The following is a 13,074-nucleotide window of genomic DNA, read 5'->3' on the forward strand; positions in this document are numbered from 1 at the left end:
ACAATCAGGCAATCAAAGTCTTTTCAAAACAAACGCTATTCTCGACACCCACATACTGCCCGTAGTTTGGCGTGCGGTGGTAGCCGTTCTTCTCATAGAGCGCGATCGCCTCCGGCTGGCGTTTGCCGGTTTCGAGGACGCATTTGGAATAACCCATTTCAGCGGCCCAACCTTCCAGCTCGCCCAAAATGCGGCTGGCAGTGCCCATATTCCGTCCGGCCGGCGACACATACATGCGTTTCACTTCCATTGCCTCGTTGCTGAATGCCTTGATCGCCCCGCACCCGATCGGCTCGTCGTTTTCATAGCACACCACGGCGTGGTGGATCTTGTCTATTTTGTTGAATTGGGAATAAAAACTATGATCAGCACCATCCCGGATCGCCAGCTCGGCGTCCAGTAACCTGACCATGGCTTGAAAATCGGGGTCTTCGGAGTCTGTCCTTCTTAAAAGTATCATTGCAATTCTTCGAGTTCTACTACTTTGGGCGTTTTCGTGAGCCAATGGATAATCAGCCACGCCACAAGATAGGTAAAACCGCAGATTGTAAAAATGATGTTATAGCCCGCCTGGATGTTTCCGGCGGCTTTGTAGCTGTCGAGCAGACTGCCGATCAGGATCGGAAAAAGGATACCGCCCACCGCCCCGGCCATGCCGCCGATGCCGACGACGGAGCTTACGGCCTGTTTGGGAAAAAGATCGGAAGGTAGTGTGAACACATTCGTGGCCCATGCCTGGTGCAATGCCACGGCAAGACTGATCAGCCCGACGGCCATCCATACACCGCTGGAAAACTGGATCAGTATTACGGATAGCTCACAAAACGCCAGGCCGAGCAGCACCGTCTTACGTGCTTTGAGCGTCGGCCAGCCGCGCCGGATGAGCCACGACGACAGGTAACCGCCCCCTATGCTGCCGGCGGTCGTCGCCGTGTAGATGAGCATCAGTTCCAGGCTCGGCTTTTTGAGGTCCAGGTTGAACGTGGAAGCAAAGTACGACGGCAGCCAGAACAGAAAGAACCAGTAGATCGGGTCGATCAGGCCTTTGCCGGTAATGTAAGCCCAGGTTTGCGGGAACGTGAAGAGTTTGAGCCATTTGACGGGCTGTCTCTCGGCTTCGTTCTCATCCTGATCCTGCCCGCTTACGATGTAGTGCAGCTCTTCGGCCGTGAGCCGTTTTTGTTTTGCAGGAATATCATAAAAAATCAGCCAGAATACCAACCATACAAAACCCAATGCACCCGTGATCCAGAACACCTCCTGCCAGCCGTAATGGCTTAATATCCAGGGCACCAGTAACAATGCCACTACCACACCGACGCTCGTACCAGCATTGAAAAGGCCCGTGGCCAGGGCCCGTTCTTTTTTTGGAAACCATTCGGCCACCGTTTTGACGGCCGCAGGATAATTACCGGCCTCACCGAGCCCCAGTCCCACGCGCGCCACACCAAACCCGAACGCGCTCCGGGCCACCGCGTGCAGCATACCCGCCACGCTCCAGAATACGATCGTGAACGAATAGCCCGCCTTGGTGCCGATCTTGTCGATCAGCCAGCCGAAAACCAGTAAACCCACGGCATAGGCGGCCGTAAAGGCCATTACTATACGCGCAAAGTCGGTTTCCGTCCACACGAACTCCTTTTCGAGAATGGGTTTCAGCAAGCCGATGATCTGCCTGTCGAGGTAGTTGATGGTCGTGGCGAGAAAGAGCAGGACCACGATGATCCAGCGGTAATTCCTGATTTTAGCCATTGCTAGGCGAGTTTTTGTGCGAATTGAAGGAAATGTGCTTTCAGGCCGTCCCAGTCCTTGTCCTGGATCAGTTTTTTGTCAAACAGCTGCCCGCCGATACCCAGTCCATTGGCACCGGCTTGAAGGAATGCGGTCATGTTTTCGAGACTTACGCCGCCTGTCGGCAGGAGTTTCAGCTGGTTCATCGGCGCTTTCAGGTCTTTGATATAACCCGGCCCCAAAGCCGTGGCGGGATATATCTTCACCATCGTCGCGCCCAGCGACCACGCATTGAAGATTTCAGTGGGTGTATATGCGCCGGGAAACACCGGAATGCCCTTTTTGACACAGGATTTGACCACCTTTTTATTCAAAACGGGCGTCACGATAAACTGCGCGCCCGCATCCAATGCTGCGTCCAGGTCCTCTTTCGTACAAACGGTCCCGGCGCCGATATTCAGGCCGTAATGCTCGTTTTCCAAGGCATACCGGATCATATCCGTAGCGCCGGGGGTGTTCATCGTGATCTCGACGGTCGTCAGGCCCGCTTCGCGGTAGATAGGCAGGATGCGCTTCACGTCCTCTGGTGATACATTACGGATAATGCCGACAAGCGGCGCCTTGTTGAACAACTCCCACGAAAATGTACGCTCACTCATAAATTTGCTTTATTCAATGTTAAATATTGGTTCTCAAAAATGCGGATATGCCCGGTAGTAGCGGCCCGGTCGACTATTTCGGACGGGATGATGGTCGCGCGGCCGGACAAGCCGAGCGTTTCGATGGCCGCCTTGTAGAGCTGGTACAGGTTATTGCCGCCGCAGAGCACGAGGTGCGCATTGGTTTCCCGCGTCAAATCCCGGATTTCATAGCCGATCAGCAGCCCGCTCAGGAACATCCCGTTGTCCCGCTTACTGAATAAATCAAAAAGCTGGTTGGTTCTTACTGTAAATAATGCATTTAAAATATTTCCCGACCCCGACTCGCGTATGCCCTCGCGGAAGGCGGCGGCCGCTTCGGGTTTGAAATCGGAATGCAGGTAGTGGTCGATGGAGTCTTTGAGAATGCTCTGATTAGCCATGAGATTGAAGACTTCACCGGTCATAAATGTCTTGAAATCAATCAACCGGCCATCTCGGACGAACATATGCTTGGAATGCGTGCCCGGAAAAATGAATATCGCGTCGCGCCCCGAAAGGTCCATCGCGGCACTAAGGCCGATGAGCTGCGTTTCTTCGCCGCGCATGACGTCGTGGTCGCTGCGGACGCCGGAAATGAGCGTGATCTCGTGTGGAAAATCCGGCTCTTCCTCTTCCTGCCGCATCCCCAAATGGCTGCCGTCCAATGCGAAAGGAAGCCGCGCATAAGGCAATTCCCGCATCCCGATCGACGACGACGCCATACCGGACAAAACAATCGGCACGCTGGCGAGGTCGATGCCCGTTTGCCGGCTCAAAGCCGCCACCTGAGTAGCGATCACCGAACGATAAAATGCACCCCGCGGCACAGCGTCAGCCTGCCCGGATTCCAGCTCGCCTCCCTTTCGAGCTTCCTGCCACGCACTGTACACGGTCCCGATGCCATCCGAAGACGTCACCTCGCCCACTACGTCGCGCTCCTTCAAATTAACCAGCCTCAGCCGGAACGACGACGTTCCCCAGTCACAACTCAGCAGGTGTTTGCTCATAGTTTCTTTTTGTGTTAATCCGTCGAATGTCAACCCGTTGAATCTCGATCCGTCGATATTGATCCGTCGACTAATGTCGACGGGAAAAGACCAACCATCTCCCCATTCAGCAACATTTATCATTTTTCAGCCGGCCTCAGCTAACGGAAAAAGGGTAATGCAAAAGCGATATAATTGCCGCCGGGTTTCAGGCCATATCTTGTGCCCCCGGCGGCGATTGCAATATATTGCTTTCCATTCACCATATAAGTAATGGGTGTGGCAAAACCGCCGGCCGGCAATTGGTATTCCCAAACAATCTGACCGGTTTTCGTGTCGAATGCCCTTAATTTCTCGTCGTAAGTGGCTGCGATAAAAAGCAGGCCGCCGGCTGTCACGAGCGGACCGCCGTGGTTTTCCGTACCTGTGGGCGGGATACCTTGACGCGAAAGATCAGGGTATTCGCCCAGGGTCACTTTCCACAGGTATTCGCCCGTATTCATGTCGATGGCGTTCAATGTCCCCCAGGGCGGCTTAATGGCCGGGTAGTTGTCCTGGTCCCGGAACTGCACATTGCCATTGTTAACGTAAGGCGCTAAATAGGGAAAATCCTTGCTGCCGCTGGCCGCGATGGCATTGGTTTGGGCATGGATGTCGTTTGCGCCCGGTTTGTTTTCCACTTTTAACAGGAAATCGATCATCGCCGCGCGGTCTTCTTTTGTAATATGCTGAAATGACGGCATCCGCCCGCGGCCGGTTTCGAGCAGTGCAGCGATCTGGCTGCGGTCCATACGCTGGCCGATGTCCTTCAAAACGGGATAAGCCTGCGTAGCCGCTGAGGCCGCAGCACGCTGAGTGTCCGTCGCGTGGCAAGCCGTACAATGGGTATTAAACAAAACCTGGCCCTTCGACAACGCTTGCCCTTTCCCGCCGCCCTGCACCTGTTTCGCATCCCGCATTTTGAGCCACCAGAGCATATTATTACCATTGACATACACCACACCCGCCGGATCGGCCGCCGTACCGCCCCACTCCGCGCCGCCGCCGATGCCATACAGCAAGCCGCCGAGCAAGTCGGGCGGTTGGTTTTTCGGGCCTTTGTTGCTGTTTTGAAAACGGTCGAGCACGTAGGCGTGCGCTTCGGGTGAGCGTGTGGTGATATCGGCTTCGGTCAATGCCTGATTGGCAAATGGTGCGGGTTTTACGGGAACGGGCTGGGTAGGCCACGGTTCATCGCCGGGAAGCGCCGTCGCACGCGGCGACGGTACTTCCTTTACCGGGAAAAGCGGTTTGCCGGTTTCCCGGTCGAGCAGGAAAATATAGCCGTCCTTGGTCGCCTGCGCTACGGCGTCGACCATTTTACCATTTCTTTTTACCCTTATCAAATTCGGCGGACAAGGAATATCGCGGTCCCAGAGATCGTGGTGGACCGTCTGGAAATGCCAGACGCGCTTACCGGTCTGTGCATTTAACGCGATGACGCAGTTGGCAAACAGGTTACTACCCTTCCGCGCGGCGCCGTAAAAATCCACCGACGGCGAGCCAGTCCCCATAAATACCATCCCGCGCCCCTCGTCTACCACCATTCCGGCCCAGCAATTGGCGCCGCCAAGCCTTTTATAAGAATCTTTCGACCATGTTTCGTAACCATATTCACCCGGCAGCGGGATTGTCCGGAACACCCAGGCAACTTTCCCCGTACGCACATCGAAGGCCCGGATGTGCCCCGGCAAAGCATCGCCGCCCTCCGATACCGAGGAGCCGGTAATGAGCAGGTTTTTGTAAATCACTCCCGGCGTCGTGTTGCGGATATTGAACTGATAGGGATCATAACCGTAAGTCTGCCTATCGCCCAGGCCGTCGTGAAAATCCACCTCGCCGTTTTTACCAAAACTTTCCACCGGCTTGCCCGTCTCCGCATTCACTGCAAACAGGGAGGGCCCGGCCGTAAACAGAATGCGCTTGTCGCTTCCCTCCGACCAGTACACCACGCCCCGCATCGGATGATACCGCGGCCGCTTCCCCTCGAACGGGTCAAACTTCCAGAGCTCCTTCCCTGTGGCAGCCTCGATAGCGAACACCTTTAACTTCGGCGTGGTGCCGTACATAATCCCGTCGATCACGATCGGCTGGCATTGCATATCCATCCCACGTTCGCCGGGTATGTTGTTCTCACCCGTATCGAATGTCCAGGCCGGTTGCAGGTTTTTGACATTATCCTTATTAATCTGGGTCAATGCGGAGTAGCGGTTACCTGCATTATTCCCGCCGTATACGGGCCAGTCGGCGTTCATTTTGTCGTCGTTTACAGCGCCATTGTCGACGGGCGGAATCAACGCAAAGCACGTGGCGGCGAGGAATAATGCGGTAATGATCGGGAAACGGATCGTCATCGGATTGTTTATTAGTATTTCACAAATCTCAGGCGTGTGTTTCGGCGGCATTTCGTTTTCACCGCGAAACCATCACGCATTTCGAAAATCCCGTGGGGATGCAACAACAACTTGATCACCCCACAAACGAGGATTACAAATTCGGATTGATGGACGTGTCCGTATATGGAAGCGGAAACCAGTAATTCGCCTTTACGATCGGTTTGATCGGCTGCAAATCGTCAGGGCTTTTCTTCGCGTTCGCTTCTTCCACTTTTTCCAGGCGAACCAGGTCGAACCAGCGCGTGCGCTCGCAGGCAAACTCCCATGCGCGCTCCTGCACGACCTCATCGGCAAACTGGGCCGGCGTGAGGCCGTCGGCGGTTGTGAGGGCTTTGGTACCGGCTGCACGCCCGCGGAGACGGACCTTGTTCAATGCGTCATAGGCCGCCTGGTCGGGACCGCCGGTGCCGCGCGCTTTGGCTTCCGCGTAAATCGTCAGCACGTGCGGGTAGCGCATCATGACGGACGGCAACGAAATGCTCGACGTCACGATGTTGCCTTTGATATACCATTTCTGGTAGTACGGGTGTTTCGTCAAACTGTTCTGCCAGGGAATTTTGGTAGCGCCTAAGCCGAACTCGGTGCGGAAAGTGGCGTCCTTACGTGGTCCCGCAGGGAAATCGCGGAAGAAATTCAACTCGGCGAACATATCGTCCCAGCCGCCTTCCTCGCCCGGCATCGTCGTGTTGCCGTAGGTTGCATTGGCCGTGCCGCTGCCGCCCAGGTAGCCGCTGATCTGAAACACCGCTTCCCTGGTACCCGGCGACGCGGGATCGTTTTCAAACACCGCCGCAAATGTCGGCAGCAGCTCGAAGCCGTAGGTACCGGCATTGTCGATCACTTCTTTGGCTTTGGCGGCCGCGAGGTCGTATTTGTCGGTTTGCTTCAATGGCCAGCCTGCCATGGTCAGGTACACGTCGGCCAGGAAGGCTTTCGCAGAGCCCTTGTTGGGCCGGCCCGGATCGCGCTTCGCGTTGGGCAGGTTGGTTTCGGCAACTTTCAAATCGGCCACAATGAGGTCGTAAACTTCCTGCGGCGTCGATTTTTTGATCGTCAGCAGATCGTCGGAATATTCCCCGGCCATCACCAGCGGGATATTGCCCCAGAAGCGCGTGAGCCAGTAGTAGGAAAATGCGCGGATGAAATGCGCCTCGCCCACGATAATGTCGATCGTCGCTTTGGTACCGACCGTCTTCTGATAGTTGTTGATCACATTATTTGCACCCTGGATGGCTTTATAACAGCCATTGTAAACCGCATTGGAACGCTGGTTGGTCGTCGACGCATTGAACTGGTCAAACTCCCGCCAGTCGGTCTTATTGCTGGCCGGATGGGTGGTCACATCGTCCGCGCCGAGTACGGCCGCATTAGCCGACGGGTGCAGAAACCCGTATCCCCATTGGTTTGCCAGGCCCTTGTAGGCACCGGTCAATGCGGATTCCAGGCCATCCTGCGTCGATAGCACATTAGGCCCGTACAAAAGCCCCGTCGTATCCTCGTCGAGGTAATCGCTGCAACCGGCACCCGTCAGGAGCAGGCCGCTTAGGAGAAGTATGGTTATTTTTTTCATGTCTCTTTTTTTGATGTTTTAAAAGCCCAAAGTCAACCCCACCGTGTACACCTTCGCATTCGGGTAGGAACCGCGGTCGATGCCGATGGCGGTGTCCGTACTGGAACCGACGTTGCTCGTTTCCGGGTCCGGACCGGTATATTTCGTGATGGTAAACAGGTTCGTAGCGCTGGCAAAAATGCGGATGTTGGCCTTGTCCCTGAGCACCGACGACGGTACATTGTAAGCCAGGCTCACGTTTTTGAGCCGCACGAAACTCCCGTTTTCCACAAACCGGCTCGACTGTGTAAACGGCTGGTAAGTTTTGGTAAATGCAGGAATGTCCGAATCGGTATTGCCTTCGCGGTAGTAATCGCGGATCTCCGTCAGCAGGAACTGCCGCGCCTCACCCGAGCCTGACATCGCGCCCGCACGGGTATAATTCAATTTATCCACTCCAAAAGCCCCCTGAAAGAACACATTGAGCGTAAATCCGCTATATGTGAAGGTGTTGTTCCAACCGCCGGTCAGTTTCGGGAACGCGTGGCCCACGATCTGGAAGTCGTCGGTGGTGATGGCATTGTCGCCGTTCACATCCTCATAATGCGGATCACCCGGCACACGGCCCTGCTTGGCGGCGATATCGGCCTCGTTCGGTTTGAAGGTGCCGAGGTATCTGAGCCCCCAATAAGATCCCAGCGGCTGGCCAGGCATGAGCATAAACTCGTTGGTAATGGACATACCGCCGCCCGCACCGGTGCCTGTACCGAGGCGCGGCAGGCCGCCGAGGCTCACCACCTCGTTTTTCAGTGTCGAGAGGTTCAGGTTGGTTTCCCAGCTGAATTTACCCTTTTCAACGGGCGTACCGCCGATCGCGAACTCGAAGCCGCTGTTTTTGATCTCGCCCACATTGCGCGTCTGCGTACCTCCGCCCGCGTAGTTGGGCAGCTGCACGTTCAGCAGCAGGTCCGTCGTGCGTTTGTTGAAATAATCGGCCTCGAAATGCAGGCGACCATTCAGGAACTCCATTTCGATACCCACGTCGGTTTGCGTGGTAGTTTCCCATTTCAGGTTTCTATTACCCTGGTTACCCTGGATTACCCCCGCCGTTACGGCCGTATTATTAAAGCCGACCTGCGTAGAGTTGTATGGCGAGAGCGTCGCATAAGGGTTAATGGCCTGGCTGCCCGTTTTACCCCAGCTTCCCCGCAGTTTCAGGTTTGTAAATACATTCATGTTTTTGATAAATTCCTCCTCCGATAGCCGCCAGCCCAACGCCACCGACGGGAATACGCTATTCCGGTTGTCCTTGCTGAATTTGGAAGAACCATCACGGCGTATCGCAGCGGTAATCAGGTACTTGTCCTTGAATGCATAGTTGACGCGGCCGAGCAGCGATAGCAGCGTCCATTTCGAAAAGCCCGAATTGACGGTCGCCGCCGAGTTGCCGCCGATATTATCGTACCCAAGCTGCGGGAAGCGCAGGCCATTGGCCGTAGCGGTGAAGTTTTTGTCCGTAAACTGCTGGGTTTCCAGTACTGCCACGGCTGTAATGGAATGGTTGCCGAATGTGCGGTTGTAGTTCAATGCATTGGTATTCTGCAAAGTAACCTGGTCGGCCGAGTAGCGGGTGGCATTCGGGTTGTTGTTCGAAAGCCGTTTGCCGTTGAAGTTTTTGTTCTGCGCATCCAGGTAGTTGATCGCGTATTGCAGGTCGAGCGAGAGGCCTTCGATGGGCAACTGGTAGGCCAGGCCGCCGATGGCGTTGATGTTCATGCGCTCGGTATCGATGGATTTGTCATACAAATGATCCAGCGGGCTGCGCGAAACGGAACCGATCGGATCGGCGAAAGTGGGCTGGCCGTCCGCTCCGTACGCCGGCGTGGTGGGTGCCCATTGCAATGCTTCGATGAGGGCGCCGCCGCCGTCGGTATTGTGGTTGGCCGTTTTCGCGCCCGACAGGTTCAGCCGCAATGCCAGCTTCTTGTTAATCTGCGTACTCAGGTTGGTCCGCAGCACATAGCGTTTGAACCCGCTGTTATTGACGATCCCTTTCTGGTTTACATAGTTGCCCGAGATCAGGAAGGAAGTTTTCTCGTTGCCGCCCGAAACCGTCACCTGGTGCTGCTGGCCGCTGCCTTTGCGGTACACGAGGTCCTGCCAGTCGGTGCCGCCGTTCCTTTTGAAATCATCTACCTGTGCCTGCGTGAACGGGGCATTGGAACCTGTTGCGAGCGCTCGTGCGTTGACGATCTCGGCAAATTCCCCTGCCGGCAGTATGTCGAATCTCTTGATCACATTCGACACGCTTCCCTGGCCTTCGTAGCTCACCTTAATGCCTTTCGTACCTTTTTTGGTTGTAATGATAATCACCCCGTTCGCACCGCGGCTTCCGTAGATGGACGTCGATGCGGCATCTTTCAGTACTTGCAGCGACTCGATATCATTCGGGTTCAGCAGGTTATAATTCGCACCAACAAAACCGTCGATCACATAAAGCGGATCGTTGTTACCGAGCACCGAGTTTGCGCCGCGCACCCTCACTTTGGAATCCCCGCCCGGCGCACCGTTCGACTGTGTCACCTGCACACCCGCCGCACGGCCCTGCAACACCTGGTCGAGGCGGGTAATGGGCTGCTGCGAAAACTCCCGCGTTGAAACGACGGACAATGCACCGGTCACGTCGGTTTTTCTTTGGGTGCCGTAACCAACCACCACGAGTTCGTCGAGACTGCGCGAGCCTTGCGCCAGTTTAATATCAACTACCGAACGGTTGCCAATAGCTACCGTCTGCGTTTCATAGCCGATAAACGAAAACACCAGCGTCCCGTCGCCCGGCGCATTGATCACATAATTCCCCTCCCCGTCGGTGACGGTACCTTGCGAGGTGCCGCTGATCAGGATGCTCACGCCGGGCAGCGCCGCATTGTCCTGGTCGGTCACTTTTCCGGTCACCCTCGCGCCCTGGGCAAATAGCAAGCCCCCACCCGCGACGAAGACAACCAAGCATAAACTCAGTAGTTTTTTCATGGAAATGATTATAGTTGAACGTTAAAAAATGCAATTTTAGGTGGGGTATGGATTTAGCGATCTTTATCGACCGCCGACAGCGGTCAACCACCCTACCAATCCACCACCGACCCGTCGAGCGCGTTGTAACTCTCCGGGTTCTTCCAGTCGTGGCCTATTTTGTCTTTCAATGCGTCCTCGTCGAGCTCCACGCCGAGGCCTGGCTTGGTGGGCACCATCACGGTCCCGTCTTTTTGCAGTTTGAATGGCTCTTTGAGATAACCTTCGCCGAGGGTCACCTGCTCCTGCACGAGGAAATTGGGTACGCTGGCGGCCAGTTGTAATCCGGTGGCCAGGGAGATCGGGCCCATCGGGTTGTGCGGGGCGATGGGAATGTAATAGGCTTCGGCCATCCCGGCAATGATGCGCCCTTCGGTGATGCCGCCGGCGTGACACAAATCGGGCTGGATAATGCTGGCAGCCCCTTTTTCGAGGATTTCGCGAAAGCCCCATTTGGTAAAAATCCTTTCACCGGTAGCAATGGGAATGTGTGTGCCGCGGGCAATGTCGACGAGCGTGTCCACATTTTGCGCCTGGCAGGGCTCCTCCACGAAAAACGGCTGATACTGTTCCAATTCCCTGATCAATACCTTGGAAGTCTGCTGCGGCACCGACCCATGGAAGTCGATGGCAATGTCCATTTCCGGGCCGCCCGCCTCGCGCAGTGAAGCGAAATTGTCGGAGGCATATTTGATGAATGCGGGGTTCTCGACGATGTTGGCCGGATTCTTTTTGGCTACACCGGTTTTGATGATGGTGTACCCCTCCGCCTTACGCTTTTTCATGTCTTCCGCATTGGATGCGCGCCCATATACACGCACGCGGTCGCGGGTGGGGCCGCCCAGGAGCTCGTGCACGGGAACGCCCAGGAGCTTGCCCTTGATATCCCAGAGCGCCTGATCGATGCCGCTCAGAGCGCTCGTGAGAATAGGCCCGCCGCGGTAGAATGCGTGACGGTAAATAGCCTGCCAGTGATGAACGACCGCCCGCGGGTCCTTGCCTACGAGGTATGGTTCTACTTCTTTGATGGCAGTCTGGATTGTCAGCGCGCGACCTTCGAGCAATGGCTCGCCGAGCCCTACGATGCCGGCATCGGTGTGGATTTTGAGAAATATCCAGCGCGGTTTGACGAGAAAGGTTTCCAGTTTCGTGATCTTGACCTTTCCGTAAGCCTGAAAGGGCGCAGGATCGGCCGCATAGGACGTTTTGGGCAGCAGCATCGTGCCTGTCGCCGCAATGCCCAGTACCGACTGGATGGCCGTGCGGCGGGAAACTGATTTAGGGTTGGATTTCATAGCGTTTACCAGTTGTGAATGGAGCCGTCCGGACTTTTCAGGATCGGGTGCGGGAATTGGGTTTTTTCTTTGACCTCCATGATGAAGGTTGCTTTCTTCGGATCGAATTTTACCCCCAGGCCGGGCGCATTGTTGAGGTATAGCTTGCCGTTTTTGAAATTGATAAAATCCTCGTTGAAATAGGCAGGGCGTTCGGGTTCGCCGCCGCCGAGCTCCATCAGCGCCCGCGCCGGGCTGCTCGAACCGAGCACATGCACGAGCGTGGCCGTCGCCAGCGGACCTGTGAAATGCGGGACCATACCCACGTAATGCGTTTCGCACATCGACGCGAGCTTTTTGAACTCGCTGATCCCACCCGTATTGGGCAATGTAAACCGCGTGTAGTCGATCCACCGGTTTTCGATGAACTCGTTGCTATCCCAGCGGTCGCCGAACTGCTCGCCTACGGCAATGGGCACCTTCGTCATCGCACGCACCGTTTTGTAGACCGACGGGTTTTCGGAACGGATAATATCCTCCACGAAATACGGTTCCAGTGATTCCAGTGCCGTGCAGATTTTCAGGCCGTCGGTCATGTCGAAACGCGTGTGCAGGTCGATGGCCCATTTGCCGCCGCCGCCAACGGCCTCGTCGATACGTTTGCAGAAATCGATCGTCTTTTTTACGTTTTCATAAAAATCAAAGGGCTGGTCGCCGTTGCCGCCCGTAGGACCAATGCGATAGGCCCGAAGGCCGGCTTCGATGCAGTCGCGGGCCCGTTCTTCCTCGGTTTTGGCCTTGGAGGCACGGAAACCGGTTGCGTAGCATTCTACGTAATCGCGGGTGGCGCCGCCGAGCAACTCGTACACGGGCACATTCAATGCCTTTCCCTTAATGTCCCAAAGCGCCATTTCCAGCGCGCCCAGTGCATGGAGCTTCTCGCGTCCCGGCGGGTAGAACATCCCGCGGTAGACATTCTGCCAGATGTGTTCGATGCGGAACGGGTCCTCCCCGATCATCATCTGCGCGCATTGCTCGATCATATCTTTCGATCCGCCCTCGCCAATGCCGATGATGCCGCCGTCGGTTTCGATCTCGACGATGCCACGCGCCTGGTTGAAAAGCGGTTTGTTATACCCCGGCGCCGCGTAGTACCGGATTTTGGTGATCTTCATTTTGGAAGCAGCCTCCGCCTCGATCAGCGGAAAGCCTGTCGCCACTGCCGCCGTGCCGAGGAAGGCGGTTTTGATAAAATTTCTTCTTTGCATAAATGGGGATAGGATATGTTGTGATGTCAGGAATAGTCGGGTGTGTAGCCAGGAATTATCGGATGTCAGCCATTTCCTGATC

9 protein-coding genes are annotated in these 13,074 nt (G+C 55.7%); all 9 read right to left on the reverse strand.

The genetic code is table 11. The features are described from left to right. Positions 1–4: 4 nt before the first annotated feature. Positions 5–460: a GNAT family N-acetyltransferase gene (locus H144_RS0118110; protein WP_157504817.1), complete on the reverse strand. Its 456-nt coding sequence runs from the start codon at positions 458–460 to the stop codon at positions 5–7. After that, positions 457–1,752, reverse strand: a complete 1,296-nt coding sequence (locus tag H144_RS0118115) for an MFS transporter (RefSeq protein WP_019943514.1) — start codon at positions 1,750–1,752, stop codon at positions 457–459. Before H144_RS0118115 ends, H144_RS0118110 begins: the two co-directional genes overlap by 4 nt. Before the next feature lie 2 nt (positions 1,753–1,754). Beyond that, the gene (locus H144_RS0118120) at positions 1,755–2,390 is read right to left on the reverse strand and encodes a bifunctional 4-hydroxy-2-oxoglutarate aldolase/2-dehydro-3-deoxy-phosphogluconate aldolase (protein ID WP_019943515.1); all 636 of its coding nucleotides are present in this window, start codon (positions 2,388–2,390) and stop codon (positions 1,755–1,757) included. Beyond that, positions 2,387–3,418, reverse strand: coding sequence for a 2-dehydro-3-deoxygalactonokinase (locus H144_RS0118125; protein WP_019943516.1), 1,032 nt, complete (start codon positions 3,416–3,418; stop codon positions 2,387–2,389). Before H144_RS0118125 ends, H144_RS0118120 begins: the two co-directional genes overlap by 4 nt. Positions 3,419–3,558: 140 nt before the next feature. After that, the gene (locus H144_RS0118130; protein ID WP_019943517.1) at positions 3,559–5,790 is read right to left on the reverse strand and encodes an outer membrane protein assembly factor BamB family protein; all 2,232 of its coding nucleotides are present in this window, start codon (positions 5,788–5,790) and stop codon (positions 3,559–3,561) included. 133 nt (positions 5,791–5,923) lie between these two features. Further along, a complete protein-coding gene (locus tag H144_RS0118135; protein WP_019943518.1) occupies positions 5,924–7,402 on the reverse strand; it encodes a RagB/SusD family nutrient uptake outer membrane protein in 1,479 nt (492 codons plus the stop codon). A gap of 18 nt (positions 7,403–7,420) precedes the next feature. Then, the gene (locus H144_RS0118140) at positions 7,421–10,411 is read right to left on the reverse strand and encodes a SusC/RagA family TonB-linked outer membrane protein (RefSeq protein ID WP_019943519.1); all 2,991 of its coding nucleotides are present in this window, start codon (positions 10,409–10,411) and stop codon (positions 7,421–7,423) included. Positions 10,412–10,503: 92 nt separating this feature from the next. After that, the gene (gene dgoD / locus H144_RS0118145) at positions 10,504–11,745 is read right to left on the reverse strand and encodes a galactonate dehydratase (RefSeq protein WP_019943520.1); all 1,242 of its coding nucleotides are present in this window, start codon (positions 11,743–11,745) and stop codon (positions 10,504–10,506) included. Positions 11,746–11,750: 5 nt separating this feature from the next. Continuing rightward, complete coding sequence (locus tag H144_RS0118150) at positions 11,751–12,992, reverse strand: mandelate racemase/muconate lactonizing enzyme family protein (protein WP_019943521.1); 1,242 nt, start codon at positions 12,990–12,992, stop codon at positions 11,751–11,753. Positions 12,993–13,074: the final 82 nt, after the last annotated feature.

Origin of the sequence: Dyadobacter beijingensis DSM 21582, assembly GCF_000382205.1 — a bacterium.
GTDB lineage: Bacteria > Bacteroidota > Bacteroidia > Cytophagales > Spirosomataceae > Dyadobacter > Dyadobacter beijingensis.

Coding starts and splice junctions, on each gene's coding strand:
- H144_RS0118120 (WP_019943515.1), bottom strand. CDS start 2,390: ATGAGTGAGCGTACATTTTCGTGGGAGTTGTTCAACAAGGCGCCGCTT.
- H144_RS0118135 (WP_019943518.1), bottom strand. CDS start 7,402: ATGAAAAAAATAACCATACTTCTCCTAAGCGGCCTGCTCCTGACGGGT.
- H144_RS0118125 (WP_019943516.1), bottom strand. CDS start 3,418: ATGAGCAAACACCTGCTGAGTTGTGACTGGGGAACGTCGTCGTTCCGG.
- H144_RS0118150 (WP_019943521.1), bottom strand. CDS start 12,992: ATGCAAAGAAGAAATTTTATCAAAACCGCCTTCCTCGGCACGGCGGCA.
- H144_RS0118130 (WP_019943517.1), bottom strand. CDS start 5,790: ATGACGATCCGTTTCCCGATCATTACCGCATTATTCCTCGCCGCCACG.
- H144_RS0118140 (WP_019943519.1), bottom strand. CDS start 10,411: ATGAAAAAACTACTGAGTTTATGCTTGGTTGTCTTCGTCGCGGGTGGG.
- H144_RS0118115 (WP_019943514.1), bottom strand. CDS start 1,752: ATGGCTAAAATCAGGAATTACCGCTGGATCATCGTGGTCCTGCTCTTT.
- H144_RS0118110 (WP_157504817.1), bottom strand. CDS start 460: ATGATACTTTTAAGAAGGACAGACTCCGAAGACCCCGATTTTCAAGCC.
- dgoD (WP_019943520.1), bottom strand. CDS start 11,745: ATGAAATCCAACCCTAAATCAGTTTCCCGCCGCACGGCCATCCAGTCG.